The organism is Leisingera sp. F5, assembly GCF_001593695.1.
The window spans coordinates 1-17,713 of record NZ_LUKH01000051.1 but is presented as its reverse complement, the minus strand read 5'-3'; the positions used below and the strand labels follow the sequence as shown (position 1 = coordinate 17,713).

Here is a 17,713-nt window from a genome sequence, read left to right as displayed (position 1 = left end):
CCGGCAAACCGAAGTCTCAAACCCATTTTTCTGCGATGTGTTGCTCCGGGACAAAACCCCCGCAAACGCGCTTGATCCTTATCAAGTTTTATCGTTAAAAATCAAACCCCTGCCGAGAGAAATCCCGGCAGGGGTTAATTTTGCGCCCCAAAACCCGGAATGCTTCAGGCAAGGCACATCAGGCTTTCTTCTTCTTTGCCAGCATACTCGCAGCCCCTTTATCGCATCAGGCCTCTGCCAGGCTCGGTTCCGCCGCCCGTGCCGCATGGGCCCGCCGCGCGGTGACGGCTTCTGCCAGCGCCTCCAGCTCTGCGACGGTGTCTTCCCAGCCCAGGCAGCCGTCGGTGATGGACTGGCCGTAAGTGAGGACCCCTTTGCCCGGATCCTGACGGCCGGCCACCAGGTGGCTTTCGATCATCACCCCCGTAATGCGCGCATCGCCGCCTGCAATCTGCCCCGCCACATCGCGGAGCACGGCGGGCTGCTGCATCGGGTCCTTGCCGCTGTTGGCATGGCTGGCGTCGATCATCGCATGGCCGCGGATGCCATCCTTTTCCGCCAGCTTGCAGGCCGCGTCGACCGAGGCTGCGTCATAGTTGGTGCCGCCGCCCCCGCGCAGGATCAGGTGGCAGTCCGGATTGCCGCTGGTGGCGGCAATTGCCGCGCGGCCGGATTTTGCCAGCGCCATGAAGTGGTGCGGATGGGCCGCCGAGCGCACCGCATCAACCGCGATCTGCAGATTGCCGCGGGTGCCGTTCTTGAACCCCACCGGGCAGCTGAGGCCCGAGGCCATCTCGCGGTGGATCTGGCTTTCGGTGGTGCGGGCGCCGATGGCGGCCCAGGCGACCAGATCTGAGATGTACTGCGGCACCGCGGTGTCGAGGAACTCGGTGCCGACCGGCAGTCCCAGGGTGTTGATGTCCAGGCACAGACTGCGGGCCAGCCCCAGCCCTTCGTTGATGCGGAACGAGCCGTCGAGGCCGGGATCGTTGATCAGCCCTTTCCAGCCCGAGATGGTGCGGGGCTTCTCGAAGTAGACCCGCATGACGATTTCCAGCTGCCCGGCCAGGCGTTCACGCAGCGGTGCCAGCCGTTCGGCATAGTCCATCGCCGCTTTGGGATCGTGGATCGAGCAAGGGCCGACCACGGCAATCACCCGGTCATCGCGGCCATGCAGCACATTCTGGATCACCGTGCGGCTGGCCAGCACGGTATCGGTGGCCGCCGCCGTACCGGGCAGCTGCGACGCGAGGTCCTCGGGCGAGATCAGTTCCTGCATGCCGGTGATGCGGAGGTTTTCGGTTTGGGGTGTCATGGGTCGGCTTCCTTGGCGGGGGCCCTGGTCGCTGCGGCGGATACAAAAAGACCGCCTGCGGGCTGCGGGCGGTTGGTTGGTCTCCTGGTGCGTTCCGATCTATGTGCTCAGAATGCGCTGACCCCTCCGTCCGCCATGTGGCGCGGATAAAAGAAATACCAGAATGCGGCATAGGTGCGGGTCATGGGCCGGACGCTAGCGGAGATTCGGGCAGCTGTCACCCCGGAAAATTCAACTGGAAAACAGCAGCAGGCCCTCCGCCGCGGAGGGCCTGTGCCGCGTCGGTTTTGCAGATCAGAAATCCTGCCACAGGTCCCGCGCTGCGTTGCCGTCCTGCGCCGGCACCATCGCCGGCGCGGGGCGGGCCTCAAGCTCCCAATCATCGCCGCCATGAGCGGAAGGCACGGCAATCTCTGGCGCTGCCGCCGCCGGAACCGCGGAGCCATCGACCTGAAACTGCGCCACAATCTCTGACAGCTTGCCCGCGTCGGTGTTCAGCAGATGACCCGCTGCCGTGGCTTCCTCTACCATCGCCGCGTTCTGCTGGGTCACTTGATCCAGCTGGGTGACGCCGGTGTTGATCTCAAGCAGGCCGGTGGATTGCTCCTCGGCACCTTCGGCGATCTCGGACACCAGTTGCGAGATATGCCTGACCTGGCCGGCAATCGACTGCAGCGCCTCCCCGGCGCGGCCGACCAGATCCACCCCCTCCCCGACCTGGCGGGAACTGTCGCCGATCAGGGTCTTGATCTCCATCGCCGCGTCTGAAGACCGCTGCGCCAGCGCCCGCACCTCAGAGGCGACCACCGCAAAACCGCGGCCCGCCTCGCCCGCGCGGGCGGCCTCCACCCCGGCGTTGAGCGCCAGCAGGTTGGTTTGAAAGGCGATGTCGTCGATCACCGAAATGATCTGGGAAATCTTGTTCGAGCTTTCCGCGATCCCGCTCATCGCGGCCACAGCGCTTTGCACCACCTCACCGCTGTTTTCCGCCTCTTGGCGCGCATCGCGCACGGTGGCCTCGACGTTGCGGGCGCCTTCGGCGGCGGATTTCACCGAGGCTGTCAGCTCATCAATGGCGGCGGCGGTTTCCTCGAGCGTGGCGGCCTGGCTTTCGGTGCGGTGCGACAGGTCGTCGGAGGCCTGGCTGATCTCGGCCGCGCCATTGCGGATACTGGAAGCGGATCCGATCACCTGCTGCACGGTGGAATTCAGATTGTCTATGGACCCGTTGAAATCGGCGCGCAGCTGCTCGTACTCTTCGGGGAACTGTTCTTCGATCCGGATGGTCAGGTCGCCATGCGACAGCCGGGCCAGACGCTCGCTCAGCTGCTTCACCACATTGCCCAGCTCGGCATCCTTGCTCTCCGCTTTCTGCTGTTCGGCCTCCTGCATCCGCACCAGTTCTGCGCGGAATTTATCCAGTGCGCGGGCCATATCGCCAACCTCGTCGCCACGGTTCTGCCCCTTGATCTCGACGGCATTGTTACCTTCCGCCAATCCGCGCATCGACACCACAATGCGCCGCAGGCCAGAGGCAATGCCGGAACCGGTGATCAGCGCCATCACCGCGCCGATCAGGATCGCCGCGGCAATTGCGCCGGGGATCATGATGCGGGTCTGGGCGGCAAGCGCCTCATTGGCGGCGCGGCGGGCGGCCATTGCCTTGGCCCCTTTGGCTTCGATCGAGTCCATGGTGGCCCGGAAGCTGTCGAAATACGCCTTGCCCTGCCCCTGGGCGACAAGATCGGCCATGTTATCCATGGTCGCCGCGCTGCCGATCACCCGGCGCAGCTGCAGCATCGGAACCACCACGCTGCTGCGCCATTCGTCAACGATCTTGGCCACGTTATCCAGGCGGTTAGCCTGCATCAGGTTGTCGGCCAGCGCCAGGTGGAGGTCGGCCAGTACTTCGTTGAAGCGCCCGTTGCCCTCCATATACGGATCGAGAAATTCCCGGTCGCCCGCCAGAAGGAAGCCGCGCATCCCGGTTTCCATGTCGACCGCCGCCGACAGCAGGTCCTTGGCGCTGCTGATTACCTTGTGGGTCTGCTCCACCGCCTGCAGCGAGGTGTTCAGGTAATCCGGATCGGCAATCCCGGCATTCACCAAAGAAGAAAAGGTGTTGCGCCGGTTGTTCAGCTCGACTTCCTCTTCCTCGATGACCCTGGCCATCTCCGCACGGAAGTCCTCGAAGTAGACCCGGCCCTTGGACTGTTTCACCTCTGCCGCCATGTCGTTCATGGTCAGGGCGTCGCCGATTTCGCGGCGCAACGCGATGGCGCCGGCCGCGACATCCGCCTGCCAGCCGGCCAATGTCTGCTCTGCCGTATCGAGGTCAGCCAGCAAGTCCGGATTGCCCTCTGCCAGGGTGCGCAAACTGTTCAGAGAGCCGGCAACTTTGGCGCTGCCGTCCTCAAACGGCACCAGGTATTCATCCTGCCCGGCCAGCAAATACCCCCTCAGCCCGGCCTCCATGCCAGAGGCGGCTTGCGCCAGCGCCTGCGCTTCGGTCAAAATCTTCTGGGTGTGGTCAACAGCCTGCGCAGTCTTGTCCATACGGCCCAGGTTAACGACCGCCAGCACCCCAACCCCAAGAACCAGCAACAGCGGGAACACCGCCACCGAAACGATCTTTGTCTTGGTGCTGAGGTTCGCCAGTGAGAACCGCCTGGCCGCGGTGGTGTTCTTTGCAGTCATTACTTCCGTCCCCGGGCTTGCTTGGATGCGGCAGTAAAATCAGAAGAAAATTACGATTCCCTTTCGCACAAAAAGTGCATTCTAAACATTGTCCGGATGCCGTCAGGTAAAGAAAAACCCCCGCTCCGGGCGGAGCGGGGGCCAGATAGCTGAACCTGTTAGTTCAGCGCGTCTTATTCGTCTGCTTCAGCAGCTGCTTCTGCGGCTTCCAGGCGGGCCTTGTCGGCAGCACCCTTGGCGGCAGTGTCGCGGTCGACAAACTCGATGATCGCCATCGGTGCCATGTCGCCGTAACGGAAGCCGGCCTTCAGGATACGGACATAGCCGCCCTGACGGTCCTTGTAGCGCGGGCCCAGAACCTCGAACAGCTTGGCGACGTCCTTGTCCTGTTTCAGCTTGGAAGCGGCCTGACGGCGGGCGTGCAGGTCGCCGCGTTTTGCCAGGGTGATCATCTTTTCGATGATCGGGCGCAGTTCTTTTGCTTTGGGCAGGGTTGTCTTGATCTGCTCGTGCTCGATCAGCGAGCCGCACATGTTCGAAAACAGGGCTTTACGGTGCTCATGAGTACGGTTCAGGCGGCGGTAACCACGTGCGTGACGCATTTTAATAGTCCTTTGATCTGCGTTTTTGCTTTGTCAGGCAGCTGATGCGTGTCAGCCACTCACCTTGGGGCGGATGCCCATGTCGTCCCCGGCAGGTCCGGGCATTGAAGAGGAGGGCCGAAGCCCCCCTCTCTAAGTCTTAGAAGCTGTCTTCGAACTTCTTCGCCAGATCTTCGATGTTGTCCGGCGGCCAGTCCTCGACGTCCATGCCAAGGTGCAGGCCCATGCCCGACAACACTTCTTTGATCTCGTTCAGCGACTTGCGGCCGAAGTTCGGGGTGCGCAGCATCTCGGCTTCGGTCTTCTGGATCAGGTCGCCGATATAGACGATGTTGTCGTTCTTCAGGCAGTTTGCAGACCGCACCGACAGTTCCAGCTCGTCCACTTTCTTGAGCAGAAGCGGGTTGAACTCGAGACCATCGTCTTCATCCTGACGGCTGGCCGATTCCGGCTCGTCGAAGTTGACGAAGATCGACAGCTGGTCCTGCAGGATGCGCGCAGCATAAGCCACGGCGTCATCAGGGCTGATGGAGCCGTCGGTTTCCACCTTCATGGTCACCTTGTCATAGTCCAGCACCTGGCCCTCACGGGTGGGCTGAACGTCATAGGAGACCTTCTTGACCGGCGAATAGATCGCGTCGATCGGAATCAGGCCGATCGGTGCGTCTTCCGGCTTGTTCTTGTCTGCCGAGACATAGCCTTTGCCGGTGTTCACGGTCAGTTCCATGAACAGGTCGGCGCCGTCGTCCAGGTGGCAGATGACGTGATCGCGGTTCAGAACCTCGATACCGGCGGTTTCAGCAATGTCGCCAGCGGTGACAACTGCCGGACCCTTGGCATTGACCGAGAGCCGCTTGGGGCCTTCGACTTCCATGCGCAGGGACACGCCCTTGAGGTTCAGGATGATGTCGGTGACGTCTTCGCGCACACCGGCAACACTGGAAAACTCGTGCAGCACGTTGTCGATCTGCACGCTGGTGATGGCCGCGCCTTGCAGCGAGCTCATCAGGACGCGGCGCAGCGCGTTGCCCAGGGTCAGGCCGAAACCGCGTTCCAGCGGCTCTGCAACGACAGTTGCCTGACGTGCAGGATCGTTGCCCGGCTTCACTTCCAGCTGTGCCGGCTTGATCAGCTCTGCCCAGTTCTTATGGATCATGCGTTCCCTCCATTCCTGTCCTTGCCCCATGTCCGGAAGGCCAAGGACGCCCGAGGTTTAAATGACGCACTGGGGCCCTGCGAATCAAGCGGGGCCCCAGCAAAAAATTCGAATTAGACGCGGCGGCGCTTCGGCGGGCGGCAGCCGTTGTGCGCGATCGGGGTCACATCACGGATCGAAGTGATGTTGAAACCGACAGCAGCCAGTGCGCGCAGAGCCGATTCACGGCCAGAGCCGGGGCCCTGAACTTCGACTTCCAGGGTCTTCACACCGTGATCCTGGGCTTTCTTGCCCGCATCCTCGGCAGCCATCTGAGCCGCGTAAGGAGTGGATTTCCGCGAGCCTTTGAAGCCCATGGTGCCGGCGGACGACCAAGCGATCGCGTTGCCCTGCACGTCGGAGATCAGGATTTTGGTGTTGTTGAACGAAGAGTTCACATGCGCAACACCGGTTGCGATGTTCTTGCGCTCTTTCTTCTTAACGCGTGTCTTATCACGTGCCATTGATCAAACCCTCCCTTACTTCTTCTTGCCAGCGATGGCCTTTGCGGGGCCTTTGCGGGTGCGAGCGTTGGTGTGGGTACGCTGACCGCGGACCGGCAGGTTGCGGCGGTGGCGCAGGCCACGGTAGCAGCCAAGGTCCATCAGGCGCTTGATGTTCATCTGAACTTCGCGGCGCAGGTCGCCTTCGACGGTGAAGTTGGCGTCGATGTGCTCGCGCACGGCCAGGACTTCAGCGTCGCTGAGTTCGTTCACACGGCGGGCTGCGTCGATGCCTACGGCTTCGCAGATAGCTTTGGCCGAGGTGTTACCGATACCGGTGATGTAGGTGAGGGCGATGGGAACCCGCTTTGCAGTCGGGATGTTAACGCCGGCAATACGTGCCACGTGTCACTTTCCTTTTCGTTGCGGTTCCGTAGCGCCGGAACCTTTTTTCACAACACTTGACCGTGGCAGTGTGGCCAGAGGGTCCAGCATTTCGAGGTAGTTCAGCGGGCAAACGAATCTGCCCGCGGGGAATCATTCCCAGAAGGGATGTGGGTAACTAGGGGCTGGGAAATGGGCCGTCAAGCCCTAAAGGAAAAGCCCCGCCGGACCGGCAAGGCTTGGGTGTTCCGGCCTGAGGAAGCGCTCCCGCCCCGATGCCTGCGGCAGGCGTTATTCGCCCATGATCCACGCCATGTTCTTGCGCACTTCCTCGATCGAGGCGAGGCCGTCAAGACGCTGCAGATTGCCCTTGGCGTAGTAGTAGCCGATCAGCGGCGAGGTCTTTTTGTAATACTCCATCAGACGGGTCTTGAGGCTGTCCTCATTGTCGTCCGCACGGCGTTTCACATCATCGCTGCCGCAGTTGGCGCATTTGCCGTCCGACGGCCAGGGTTTGGTCTGGTCATGATAGACCTCGCCGCAGCCGCCGCAGGTGGAGCGGCCGGTGATGCGGGCGACCAGCGCGTCATCATCGACCTGCATCTCGATCACCGCGTCAAGCTTCAGGCCCATCTCGTCCAGCAGCTTGGCCAGCGCATCGGCCTGGGCCAGGGTGCGCGGGAAGCCGTCAAAGATGAAACCGCCTTCGGCGCCGCCCTGCAGCTTCTCGCGGATCAGGCCAATGACGATCTGGTCGGTGACCAGCTTGCCCTCAGCCATGATCGCGGCAACCTTCTTGCCCATTTCGGTTCCGGAGGTCTGGGCATCGCGCAGCATGTCACCGGTGCTGAGTTGCACCATGCCGCGGGATTCAACCAGGTAGCGCGCTTGCGTACCTTTGCCCGCCCCCGGCGGGCCAAGAAGAATAATGTTGCTCATCGGCGAGAGGGTCCCCGTTTTGTCCGTTTCTTGTTGCGCCCGCGCAGCTGGCTTTTCTCGATAAGCCCCTCATACTGATGCGCGAGGAGGTGGCTTTGCACCTGCTGAATGGTGTCCATGGTGACGGATACCACAATCAGAACGGACGTGCCGCCAAAATAGACGGGGATGGCGAATTGGCCGCGGAGGACCTCCGGCAGCAGGCAAACCAGCGCCAGATAGCCGGACCCCATAACCAGGATGCGGTTCACCACATACTCGATGTACTCAGCGGTTTTCTTGCCGGGGCGGATGCCGGGGACAAAGCCGTTCTGGTTCTTCAGGTTGTTCGCCACGTCATCCGGTTTGAAGGAGACGTTGAAAGTGTAGAAATAGGCGAAGAACACGATCATCGCGACGAAGAACAACAGGTACAGCGGCTGGCCGGGGCCGAAGTTCGCCAAGAGCCAGGACATCACCGGACCGGTTGCCGCGCCCGAGGAGAACGCCGAGATGGTGGTCGGCAGCAGCAGCAGCGACGAGGCGAAGATCGCCGGGATCACGCCCGCCGGGTTCACCTTGACCGGCAGATGCGAGGAGCCGCCGTCATAGACCTTCATGCCGACCTGGCGGCGCGGGTACTGGATGTGAATCTTGCGCAGGGCGCGCTCCATGAACACCACGAACATGATCACGCCGATCACCATCAGGATCACACCGATGATCACGGCGGGGCTGATTGCGCCGGAGCGGCCGGAGGCAAAGAATTGTGCGATTGCGGCGGGAACCTCGGCGATGATGCCGACAAAGATGATCAGCGAGATGCCGTTGCCGATGCCGCGCTGGGTGATCTGCTCGCCCAGCCACATCAGGAACATGGTGCCGCCCACCAGGGTGATCATGCAGGCCATGCGGAAATACATGCCCGGATCGGTCGCCAGATCACCCGATTCCAGCGACACAGCCAGACCATAGGCCTGCGCGGTCGCCAGTGCCACGGTGCCGTAACGGGTGTACTGGTTGATCTTCTTGCGGCCCTGCTCGCCCTCTTTCTTGAGCTGCTCAAGCGAAGGCACCATCGAGGTCAGAAGCTGAACGATAATGGAGGCCGAAATATAGGGCATGATGCCGAGGGCAAAAATCCCCATCCGGCCAAGCGCGCCGCCGGTGAACATCGACACCATGCCGCCGATGCCCTGGCCTGCCTGCTCCATGAACTGGCGCAGGGCGCCTGAATCAATGCCCGGAACCGGAATGAACGTGCCCAGGCGATAGACAATCAAAAGGCCGATGGTGAACAGGATCCGGTTGCGCAGATCCGTGGCCTTGCCCAGGGCAGCCCAGCTGGTGTTCGCCGCCATTTGTTCTGCTGCTGATACCATGAAAAGGTCTCTTCTTTAGCGAAACGCCGCCCGGAACCGTTTTCCGGCTCGGGCGGCGTTCTAGGAAAACTCGAAGACTATGTAAGCGGCATTGGCGCCGCTCACAAGCCGTTACTCTGCGGCGGCTGCAGTTGCCACAGTCAGAGCGCCGCCGGCTTTTGCTACGGCGTCAACGGCAGCGGCCGATGCACCGGTCACAGCGATGGTCGCCTTGGCGGTGATTTCGCCTTTGGCCAGAACGCGGACACCGTCCAGCTTGCGGCGCACCAGACCCGATGCGATCATCGAATCTTCGGTGATGTTCGCAGCGTCCAGCTTGCCCAGGTCGATGAATTTCTGGATCAGGCCCAGGTTCACAACGGCGTATGCCTTGCGGTTCGGCTTGTTGAAGCCGCGCTTGGGCAGACGCTGGTACAAAGGCATCTGACCGCCTTCGTAGCCGTTGATCGACACACCCGAACGGGATTTCTGGCCTTTGATGCCACGGCCGCCCATTTTACCCTTGCCGGAGCCGGGGCCACGGGCAACGCGCATGCGTTTTTTGGTTGCGCCAGGATTGTCGCTGAGTTCGTGAAGTTTCATATCGCTTCTCCTTGCCGGATGTGGCCCCCGAAGCGTGATGGGCCAACCACGGCGTTTCTTGATTGGTGATTCCGTGGCGCAGAACGCCACCGGGTGCCTATAGACCTGATGGGGGATGGGATCAAGCCCCGCAGCCTTGCCAAACATGCGGCGCACGCGGATCCCGCCGCCAAGGCCCCTGCCCTGCCGGTTACATATTCTGCCATCTGTCTTTGTGTCCGTTCTGCCGCTGGCCGTCCGTTAAAGGGTGGCGGCGCCGCCGGGTGGAGATGGGATGGGGTTTCCCCCATGCGAAAACGCATCTTGCGCGCTCCGGGTGCCACGCCGGAGCCCTGTTCCAGGTGCCGGGGGTGTCAGGCCCGGCGGGTGATCATGATCCGCACCAGAATGGCACAGCCGGATTAAATCCGCGTGGGCGGGGCGTACGGCAGGTGCGCAACACCTCCCGGACAAACAAAAACGCCCCCGCCGGGATGGCAGGGGCGCTTTCGGGCCGGGCTTTCGGAGAGGGAGGAGGATCCGGGTCCGGCCAGGGAGATTACTTGCCGTAAATGTGCGCGCGGGCGGCGCCGGGGATGGCGCAGCGGCTGAGGCCGATGTCGGCCAGGTCGCGGGCGGAAAGCGCACGCAGGGCATTGACGGTCGCCTTGTAGTCACGGCGCAGCTTCCAGTTCTGGAGCAGGCCGGCGGCGAAGCCAGCCAGGCGCGCGGAGATGCCGGCAGAAGGCGCAGAGAGAGTTGAATATGCCATTGTTCTTGTTCCTTAACAGCGGTGCCGGGACGTGCTCCCGGTTCGGTGCATGATCTGTTCGTCTGAAGTGAACGGGACATAAGGACGGCCCGGACCGGGAACAATGGATGCTTTGGTCTGGCGGCTATGCAGCACCCGCATAGCACGATTGCGTGAGGCGTCTTGAACCCTTGCCAAAAGAAAACGCCCCCGCCCGGACAGGGCAGGAGCGCTTTGGCCCGGACACAAATGAGGAGAAGGAGAGACGCGTCCGGGAAGGAGGGAATTCTCAGCCGTAGACGTGCTGGCGCGCCAGATCGGCAATATCGTCACGGCGCACGCCGATGTCCGAAAGCTCGTGATCGCTCAACGCGTCCAGTTCGTTGTAGGTGCGCTGGAATTCGCGGGCCTTCACCCAGGAATCGGCCAGGCCTTCCACGGCGGAACGGATGCGGGCGGTGAGGCTGTGGGTGCCATGTGCGGTGCTGATAACATGTGCCATCGTAACAATCCTTATCTCTGATACCGGGCCTATTCCCGGTGGTCTGTGTTTGGTCATTTGCTGTGACCCCGAGATAGGGGGGCGCCGCGATTCCAACAACTGACGCAACCGGCAAGCCGCTATGCACGCGTTGCAAGGGGCCTTTCCCGCAGGCTGACGCCCTGCCCTTTCCGGAAGGCCCGCAACAACGAAAAACGCCCCCGGTTTCCCGGAGGCGTTTTCTTTAGTCAGGTATCGAAAAGAGGCTTAGCCGCGCTCTTCGATGATCTGAACCATATGCGGGATCGAGTTGACCATGCCGCGGACCGAAGGAGTATCCTCCAGCTCACGGGTTTTGTGCATCTTGTTCAGGCCCAGGCCAATCAGGGTTGCGCGCTGTTTGGCAGGACGGCGGATCGGCGAGCCGATCTGCTTGATCACGATGGTTTTTGCCATGTCTCTCTACTCCTTACGCTTCAGCTTCGGCGGCGGCCGGTGCTTCGTCCCGCTTGGGCAGGATGTCGGCGACCTTCTTGCCGCGGCGCTGAGCCACCGAACGCGGGCTCTGCTCTTTTTGCAGGCCGTTCAGGGTGGCGCGGATCATGTTGTAGGGGTTCTGCGAACCGATCGACTTCGAAACAACGTCTTTGACGCCAAGCATTTCGAAGACAGCACGCATCGGACCACCTGCGATGATACCGGTACCTTCAGGCGCGGTACGCATCACAACTTTGCCTGCGCCGTGACGGCCGGCCATGTCGTGGTGCAGGGTGCGGCCCTCTTTCAGCGGCACGCGGACCATCTGGCGCTTGGCCTGTTCGGTCGCCTTGCGGATCGCCTCGGGCACTTCTTTCGCTTTACCCTTGCCAAAGCCGACGCGGCCTTTCTGGTCGCCAACAACAACCAGGGCTGCAAAACCAAAGCGCTTACCGCCTTTTACGGTTTTGGAGACGCGGTTGATCGCGACCAGGCGATCTGCGAATTCCGGTGTCTCGTCACGGTCGCGGCGGTTGCCACGGCGGTTATCACGTTCTGCCATCAGGCATTCCTTTTAAGAGAGGCGCACTGCACAATGCACGGGGCGCCTGTTGTTCCAATCCTGGTGACACCCGGACAAAGCCCGGGGTCCCGGATCATCGGGGCGGCCTAGAGAAGGCCGCCCGCATGGGATTTAGATCTTCAGGCCGCCTTCACGCGCAGCGTCGGCCAGAGCCTTCACTTTACCGTGAAACAGGAAGCCGCCGCGGTCGAAGTAGGCTTCGCTCACACCGGCCGCTTTTGCGCGTTCGGCGATCAGAGCACCAACTTTGGTCGCTGCTTCGACGTTGTTTTTGCCAACAACGCCGAGATCTTTTTCCAAGGTCGAAGCGGAGGCCACGGTCACGCCGCGCAGATCGTCGATCAACTGAACAGAGATGTTCTTGTTCGAACGGTGCACGGAGAGACGCGGACGGCCTGCGTTCACTTTGCGAAGCTTGTTCCGGACGCGCAGCCGGCGCTTCAGAAACAGGGTACGTTTGCTGTTTGCCATTTTGCTGGTCCTTACTTCTTCTTGCCTTCCTTGCGGAAGATGAATTCGCCCTTGTAGCGGATGCCTTTGCCTTTGTAGGGCTCGGGACGGCGCCATTCGCGGATTTTCGCCGCGACTTCGCCCACCTGCTGCTGGTCGATACCTTCCACAACGATTTCGGTCTGCTTCGGTGCGGTGATGGTGATGCCATCAGGCGCGGTGAAGTCGACATCGTGGCTGTAGCCCAGGTTCAGTTTCAGGGTGTTGCCCTGCATCTGAGCCCGGTAACCCACACCCTGGATCTCAAGCTCTTTCTTGAAACCCTGGGTCACACCGGTCACGAGGTTGGCCACCTGAGTGCGGGACATGCCCCACTGCTGACGGGCACGCTTGGACTTGCCGCGCGGCTCGATGGTGACAACGTTATCGTTCACGGACAGGGTGACGTCGTCGGTTGCGGTGAAGGTGCGGGCGCCTTTCGGGCCTTTCACTTCGATGGTCTGGCCGGACACGGCAGCGGACACGCCGCTGGGCAGTTCGACCGGTTTTTTACCAATACGGGACATCTGCGAGCCTCCTTAGAAGACGGTGCAGAGCACTTCGCCGCCAACGTTGGCTGCGCGTGCGCTTGCGTCCGACATCACACCCTGGGGGGTGGAGACAATCGACACGCCCAGGCCCTGACGGACCGACGGGATGTCATTGACGCCCATGTAAACGCGGCGGCCGGGCTTGGAGACCCGCTTAAGCTCGCGAATTACAGGTTCGCCGTCGAAGTATTTCAGGCTGATTTCGATGGCCGGGTGGCCATTGGCACCAGTCATCTTCTCATAACCGCGGATGTAGCCCTCGTCTGCCAGCACGTCCAGCACCCAGGCCCGCAGCTTGGAAGCCGGGGTCAGGACGGTGGATTTGCCGCGCATCTGAGAGTTACGGATACGGGTGAGCATATCGCCGATAGGATCGTTCATATCTGTCTCTCCCTTACCAGCTCGATTTCACCATGCCGGGGATCTGACCAGCAGACCCCAGCTCGCGCAGCGCAATACGGCTGACCTTCAGCTTACGGTAGTAAGCGTGCGGACGGCCGGTGAGCTGGCAGCGGTTGTGAAGACGGGTTGCCGACGAGTTGCGCGGCAGTTTCGCCAGTTTCAGACGCGCTTTGAAACGCTCTTCCATCGGGCGGCTTTCGTCAGTCGCGATCTCTTTCAGCTCGGCACGCTTTGCGGCATATTTTGCCACCAGGCGCTCGCGCTTCTTCTCGCGTTCGATCATGCTTTTCTTAGCCATGGTCTCTATCCTTCCCCCGCTTAGCTGTTGAAGGGCATGTTGAAAGCTTTCAACAGCGCCTTTGCTTCCGCGTCGGTTTTCGCGGTGGTGGCGATCACGATGTCCATGCCCCAGGGCTCATCGATTTTATCGAAATCGATTTCCGGGAACACGATGTGCTCTTTCAGGCCCATGGCATAGTTGCCGCGGCCATCAAAAGAGGTGCCCGAAACACCGCGGAAGTCGCGGATACGGGGCATCGCGATGGTGATCAGACGGTCGAGGAATTCGAACATCCGGTCACCGCGCAGGGTCACCTTGGCACCCATCGGCATGCCTTCGCGAACGCGGAAGCCGGCGATGGAGTTCTTTGCCACGGTGGTCAGAGCTTTCTGGCCCGCGATGAGGGTCAGGTCGGCCTGGGCGGATTTGGCTTTCTTGCTGTCTTTGACAGCAGCGCGGCCGCAGCCGATGTTCAGAACGATTTTCTCCAGCTTGGGGAGCATCATGTCGTTCTTGTAGCCGAACTCTTCTTTCAGGGCGCCACGGATGGTGTCCTTGTAAAGAGTCTTCAGGCGCGGGGTGTAGGTTGCAGCGTCAAGCATCAGACAGTCTCCCCGGTGGTCTTGGCGAAGCGCACCTTCTTGCCGTCTTCCTCGCGGAAACCGACGCGGGTTGCTTTGCCGTTGCTGTCCAGCAGTGCCAGGTTCGACAGGTCGATCGGCAGTGCTTTGGGCAGACGGCCGCCCTGTTCGTTTTGCGACTGACGGGTATGGCGGATCGCCATGTTCACGCCGTCGACGATGGCTTTGCCGGCTTTCGGGTCAACGGAGGCGATGGCGCCTTCTTTGCCTTTGTCTTTGCCGGACAGCACGACGACCTTGTCGCCTTTGCGGAGTTTAGCAGCCATGATTACAGCACCTCCGGAGCAAGCGAGATGATCTTCATGAAGTTTTTCGCGCGCAGTTCACGAACAACCGGGCCAAAGATCCGGGTACCGACCGGCTCGTTGTTGGTGTTCAGGATAACGGCTGCGTTCCGGTCGAACCGGATTGCAGTGCCGTCTTCGCGGCGGACTTCTTTGGCGGTGCGCACGACAACGGCCTTACGGACGTCGCCTTTTTTCACGCGGCCGCGCGGGATGGCTTCCTTGACCGAAACGACAATGATGTCGCCTACGGATGCGTATTTACGCTTGGAGCCACCCAGAACCTTGATGCACTGAACTCGGCGGGCGCCGGAGTTGTCAGCAACATCCAGATTTGTTTGCATCTGGATCATGTGGTTTCTCCCGACCTATGGGGCGCCGATGCGTGGCGTGATCCCCCAGGGTTTCGACTGACTGTTAAGTCTAGCCGCCAGGAGTCTCGGATGAGACTCTTAGGCTTCCAGAACTTCCCAGCGTTTCGTTTTCGATTTCGGCGCGCATTCGATGATGCGTACAGAGTCGCCGACCTTGAAAGCGTTCTTTTCATCGTGAGCCCGGTATTTCTTGGACTTACGGATGGTTTTCTTCAGAACCGGATGCGTGAAGCGGCGTTCAACCGAGACAGTGACGGTCTGGGCGTTGGCATCGCTGGTCACGGTGCCAGTGAGAATACGTTTGGGCATCGTGTCGCTCCTTATTCAGCTGCTGCAGCAGCTTTTTCGTTCAGGATGGTCTTCACTTTGGCAGCGTTGCGGCGGGCCGCTTTGATGCCTGCAGTGTTTTCCAGCTGACCGGTCGCCTGCTGAAAACGCAGGTTGAAGCTCTCTTTTTTCAGGGATGCGAGGGCATCGCGGAGTTCATCCACGGTTTTGTCGCGCAGATCATTGGCGTTCATCGCCTTTGTTCCTTGTCCAAAGCACCAGAAGGCCCCGATGGGTAACCTTTAACCTGGTGGGTTATGTCAACCGCGCCAAAGACGCGGCAAAAAAGAATCACCCGGCCCAAATCCAACGCGGATTAGGGACAGGCGATGGGTCCCTATAGAGGAGACCGGGTGCAGGGGCAAGGGAAAGATCCCGGCTCCGCCGCAAGCCCGCCCGCCCTGCAGCGGAGCCGGTTCAGATGATCTCATCCTCATCGAACATCGCCGCGTCCTCAAGCTGCGCGTGCAGGCTTTCGATGCGGCTTTCGGCCTCCGGCGTGTTCACCCTGGCGATGTGGAACAGCGCATCGCCCTCGTTCACGATGGGCATGTTCGCCCGCCCGATGATCAGGCCCGCCTGGCCTGCGTGCAGCTCTTCTTCGTTTTCGCCGAAGGGATCGGAAACAACGCCCAGCACGTCGCCTTCCTCCACCATCTCGCCGGTGGTCTTGTAGGTCCGCAGCAACCCGCCCGCCGGCGCGCGCTCCCAGCTGCTGCTGCCCGCCCGGACCGGCACCACCTCGGCCAGCGGCACCCCGTCTTCGGGGATCATGTCCAGCGCATGCATCACCCGCAGGATGCCGGCCACGCCCACCCGGGCGGACTGCTCGTCGAACCTGAGGCCCTCGCCCGCCTCATACAGCAGGATATCAACCCCGCGCGCCTGCGCCTCCTTGCGCAGGGAGCCATCGCGCAGGCCCGAGCGGATCACCACCGGCGCGCCAAAGGCATCGGCAAAGGCCAGCGTCTCGTCCCGTTTGGGCGACACCCGGATCTGCGGCATATTGGTGCGGTGGATCGCGGCGGAGTGCAGGTCGATGCCAAGATCGCAGCGGTCCACAATCTCGGTCATGAACAGATTTGCCAGGCGGCTGGCCAGCGAACCGGTCTCGCTGCCCGGAAAACAGCGGTTCAGGTCGCGCCGGTCCGGCAGGTAGCGGGAATGGTTCAGGAAACCGAAGGTGTTGACAATCGGCACCACGATCAGGGTGCCTTTGAGGCGGGAAAACTTGCGGCTGCGCAGCAGGCGCCGGGCGATTTCGACGCCGATCACCTCATCGCCGTGAATGGCGGCCGAAACAAACAGCGCCGGCCCGTCTGCGGCGCCGTGGATCACATGGGCGGACATGGTGACCGGCGTGTGGTCCGACAGCACGCTCACCGGCAGATCCACCGTGCGGCGGGTGCCGGGCGCAACCCGGAAACCGCCGATTTCAAAGTCAGGACGGGGAGCCATGGCAAAGCCTTTCAATGAGATGCTCTCAACAGGCTTAGCAAGTTTTCCGCATTACGCAATCGCGCCAGGCCGGGACGGCGCTCTGCCCGTTCGCAGGCGAAACACGCCCCGGAGCGTTTCAGGGAAGCCTGCTTACTCCCATTTATAGTTGAAGCTGACCGAGATCCGCTCTTCTTCGGCCATATTCAGCGGCACCTCATGCCGGATGAAACTTTCCCACAACAGCACATCCCCCACGCCGGGCGACTGATAGACAAACGTCCGCAGCTCCTGACGGCAATCCTTCACGCGCGGCGGATGCGCCATCATCATCGCGTGGCGCGGATCCTCCAGCTTCAGCGCCGAGGCGCCCTCGGGCATCGACACATACGTCGTGCCGGAGACCACCGAATGCGGGTGAATGTGGCTTGCGTGGGTACCGCCCTCGGGCAGGATGTTGATCCACAGATCCTCCAGCACCAGCGCCCGCCCGTCCAGATCCAGCTCCAAATCCTTGGCAAATGCCGCCACATGCAAATCCAGCGACTTCACCAGATCGGCAAAGACCGGAAACCGCCAGGGCAGATCGGTGAGCGAGGCATAGGAAGTATAGCCCGGATAGCCGTTCTCCTCGCACCAGTCCTGGCCGGCATCGTCGTCGCCGGCGATCACAAGGCAGGAGTTTTCCAGTTCCCGAGCATCAATCGATGGTCCGTGTTCGGACAGCTGCGCGCGGTAGAGGCGGGTCACAAAGAGCGATTCAATCTGGGCCATAGCGCCGTCTTAGCGCAGCGCCCCCGCCTTGGCGAGATGCTTCCTGCAGCTTCTTTCTGGTTGCAAATACCCCGGGGGAGCCGCCAAAGGCGGCGGGGGCAGCGCCCCGGCTGGCGGATGCAACGAAAAACCCCCGCCGATCACTCAGCGGGGGTTCTTTTGATTTTGGAAACCGGGTGCGCTCTCATCGCTCTTGCAGGCAAAAGCAACTGCGGCGCACGCGGCGGCAAGACCGCCGTTTACCAGTCTTCGCGAACCACGACGCGGGTCTTGACCGGCAGTTTCATCGCTGCCAGGCGCAGGGCCTCGCGGGCGACTTCGTCGGTCACGCCGTCGATCTCGAACATCACGCGGCCAGGCTTAAC

Annotated in this window: 25 protein-coding genes; all 25 read right to left on the bottom strand. The window is 61.6% G+C overall.

The features are described from left to right. Nucleotides 1–226: 226 nt before the first annotated feature. On the bottom strand, nt 227–1,315 hold the full coding sequence (locus tag A2I95_RS22235; RefSeq protein ID WP_291733360.1) for a 3-deoxy-7-phosphoheptulonate synthase: 1,089 nt from the start codon (nt 1,313–1,315) through the stop codon (nt 227–229). Nucleotides 1,316–1,609: 294 nt separating this feature from the next. Continuing rightward, on the bottom strand, nt 1,610–4,012 hold the full coding sequence (locus tag A2I95_RS22230) for a CHASE3 domain-containing protein (protein WP_291733359.1): 2,403 nt from the start codon (nt 4,010–4,012) through the stop codon (nt 1,610–1,612). A 173-nt stretch (nt 4,013–4,185) separates the two neighbouring features. Then, the gene (gene rplQ, locus A2I95_RS22225; RefSeq protein WP_027257365.1) at nt 4,186–4,614 is read right to left on the bottom strand and encodes a 50S ribosomal protein L17; all 429 of its coding nucleotides are present in this window, start codon (nt 4,612–4,614) and stop codon (nt 4,186–4,188) included. Between the two features lie 139 nt (nt 4,615–4,753). Next, nucleotides 4,754–5,770, bottom strand: coding sequence for a DNA-directed RNA polymerase subunit alpha (locus A2I95_RS22220; RefSeq protein WP_291733358.1), 1,017 nt, complete (start codon nt 5,768–5,770; stop codon nt 4,754–4,756). Nucleotides 5,771–5,883: 113 nt separating this feature from the next. Continuing rightward, nucleotides 5,884–6,273: a 30S ribosomal protein S11 gene (gene rpsK / locus A2I95_RS22215; protein WP_291733356.1), complete on the bottom strand. Its 390-nt coding sequence runs from the start codon at nt 6,271–6,273 to the stop codon at nt 5,884–5,886. Nucleotides 6,274–6,288: 15 nt separating this feature from the next. Next, on the bottom strand, nt 6,289–6,657 hold the full coding sequence (gene rpsM / locus A2I95_RS22210; protein ID WP_027257362.1) for a 30S ribosomal protein S13: 369 nt from the start codon (nt 6,655–6,657) through the stop codon (nt 6,289–6,291). 270 nt (nt 6,658–6,927) lie between these two features. After that, nucleotides 6,928–7,575, bottom strand: a complete 648-nt coding sequence (locus A2I95_RS22205; protein ID WP_291733353.1) for an adenylate kinase — start codon at nt 7,573–7,575, stop codon at nt 6,928–6,930. Continuing rightward, nucleotides 7,572–8,936 (bottom strand): preprotein translocase subunit SecY, encoded by a 1,365-nt coding sequence (gene secY / locus A2I95_RS22200; RefSeq protein WP_291733351.1) that lies wholly within the window; start codon nt 8,934–8,936, stop codon nt 7,572–7,574. Before secY ends, A2I95_RS22205 begins: the two co-directional genes overlap by 4 nt. 111 nt (nt 8,937–9,047) lie before the next feature. After that, nucleotides 9,048–9,518 (bottom strand): 50S ribosomal protein L15, encoded by a 471-nt coding sequence (gene rplO / locus A2I95_RS22195; protein ID WP_291733349.1) that lies wholly within the window; start codon nt 9,516–9,518, stop codon nt 9,048–9,050. Between the two features lie 538 nt (nt 9,519–10,056). Beyond that, entirely contained in the window at nt 10,057–10,269 is a 213-nt protein-coding gene (locus tag A2I95_RS22190; protein WP_291733346.1) for a DUF1127 domain-containing protein, read from the bottom strand. 268 nt (nt 10,270–10,537) lie between these two features. Next, nucleotides 10,538–10,750 (bottom strand): DUF1127 domain-containing protein, encoded by a 213-nt coding sequence (locus tag A2I95_RS22185; protein ID WP_259989330.1) that lies wholly within the window; start codon nt 10,748–10,750, stop codon nt 10,538–10,540. Between the two features lie 246 nt (nt 10,751–10,996). Next, nucleotides 10,997–11,185, bottom strand: a complete 189-nt coding sequence (rpmD, locus tag A2I95_RS22180; protein ID WP_027257356.1) for a 50S ribosomal protein L30 — start codon at nt 11,183–11,185, stop codon at nt 10,997–10,999. A 13-nt stretch (nt 11,186–11,198) separates the two neighbouring features. Further along, the gene (gene rpsE, locus A2I95_RS22175; RefSeq protein WP_291733339.1) at nt 11,199–11,768 is read right to left on the bottom strand and encodes a 30S ribosomal protein S5; all 570 of its coding nucleotides are present in this window, start codon (nt 11,766–11,768) and stop codon (nt 11,199–11,201) included. 132 nt (nt 11,769–11,900) lie between these two features. Continuing rightward, nucleotides 11,901–12,260: a 50S ribosomal protein L18 gene (gene rplR, locus A2I95_RS22170; RefSeq protein ID WP_027257354.1), complete on the bottom strand. Its 360-nt coding sequence runs from the start codon at nt 12,258–12,260 to the stop codon at nt 11,901–11,903. 11 nt (nt 12,261–12,271) lie between these two features. Next, a complete protein-coding gene (rplF, locus tag A2I95_RS22165; protein ID WP_027257353.1) occupies nt 12,272–12,805 on the bottom strand; it encodes a 50S ribosomal protein L6 in 534 nt (177 codons plus the stop codon). A gap of 12 nt (nt 12,806–12,817) precedes the next feature. Beyond that, nucleotides 12,818–13,210 carry a 30S ribosomal protein S8 gene (gene rpsH, locus A2I95_RS22160; protein WP_024088550.1) on the bottom strand — a complete coding sequence of 131 codons (393 nt, stop codon included), beginning with the start codon at nt 13,208–13,210 and terminating at the stop codon, nt 12,818–12,820. 13 nt (nt 13,211–13,223) lie between these two features. After that, nucleotides 13,224–13,529, bottom strand: a complete 306-nt coding sequence (rpsN, locus tag A2I95_RS22155) for a 30S ribosomal protein S14 (protein ID WP_024088549.1) — start codon at nt 13,527–13,529, stop codon at nt 13,224–13,226. Nucleotides 13,530–13,549: 20 nt separating this feature from the next. Next, the gene (gene rplE, locus A2I95_RS22150) at nt 13,550–14,113 is read right to left on the bottom strand and encodes a 50S ribosomal protein L5 (RefSeq protein ID WP_291733333.1); all 564 of its coding nucleotides are present in this window, start codon (nt 14,111–14,113) and stop codon (nt 13,550–13,552) included. Beyond that, nucleotides 14,113–14,418, bottom strand: coding sequence for a 50S ribosomal protein L24 (gene rplX / locus A2I95_RS22145; protein WP_027257351.1), 306 nt, complete (start codon nt 14,416–14,418; stop codon nt 14,113–14,115). Before rplX ends, rplE begins: the two co-directional genes overlap by 1 nt. A gap of 2 nt (nt 14,419–14,420) precedes the next feature. Then, nucleotides 14,421–14,789 (bottom strand): 50S ribosomal protein L14, encoded by a 369-nt coding sequence (rplN, locus tag A2I95_RS22140; RefSeq protein WP_027257350.1) that lies wholly within the window; start codon nt 14,787–14,789, stop codon nt 14,421–14,423. A 99-nt stretch (nt 14,790–14,888) separates the two neighbouring features. Then, a complete protein-coding gene (rpsQ, locus tag A2I95_RS22135) occupies nt 14,889–15,119 on the bottom strand; it encodes a 30S ribosomal protein S17 (protein WP_024088546.1) in 231 nt (76 codons plus the stop codon). Between the two features lie 11 nt (nt 15,120–15,130). Further along, a complete protein-coding gene (rpmC, locus tag A2I95_RS22130) occupies nt 15,131–15,331 on the bottom strand; it encodes a 50S ribosomal protein L29 (protein ID WP_024088545.1) in 201 nt (66 codons plus the stop codon). Between the two features lie 223 nt (nt 15,332–15,554). Next, the gene (locus A2I95_RS22125) at nt 15,555–16,595 is read right to left on the bottom strand and encodes a succinylglutamate desuccinylase/aspartoacylase family protein (protein ID WP_291733329.1); all 1,041 of its coding nucleotides are present in this window, start codon (nt 16,593–16,595) and stop codon (nt 15,555–15,557) included. A gap of 132 nt (nt 16,596–16,727) precedes the next feature. Next, nucleotides 16,728–17,348 (bottom strand): TIGR02466 family protein, encoded by a 621-nt coding sequence (locus A2I95_RS22120; RefSeq protein WP_291733328.1) that lies wholly within the window; start codon nt 17,346–17,348, stop codon nt 16,728–16,730. Nucleotides 17,349–17,587: 239 nt separating this feature from the next. After that, a partial coding sequence (locus A2I95_RS22115; protein WP_291733361.1) for a ribosomal protein L16 occupies nt 17,588–17,713 on the bottom strand: 126 nt, incomplete at its 5' end.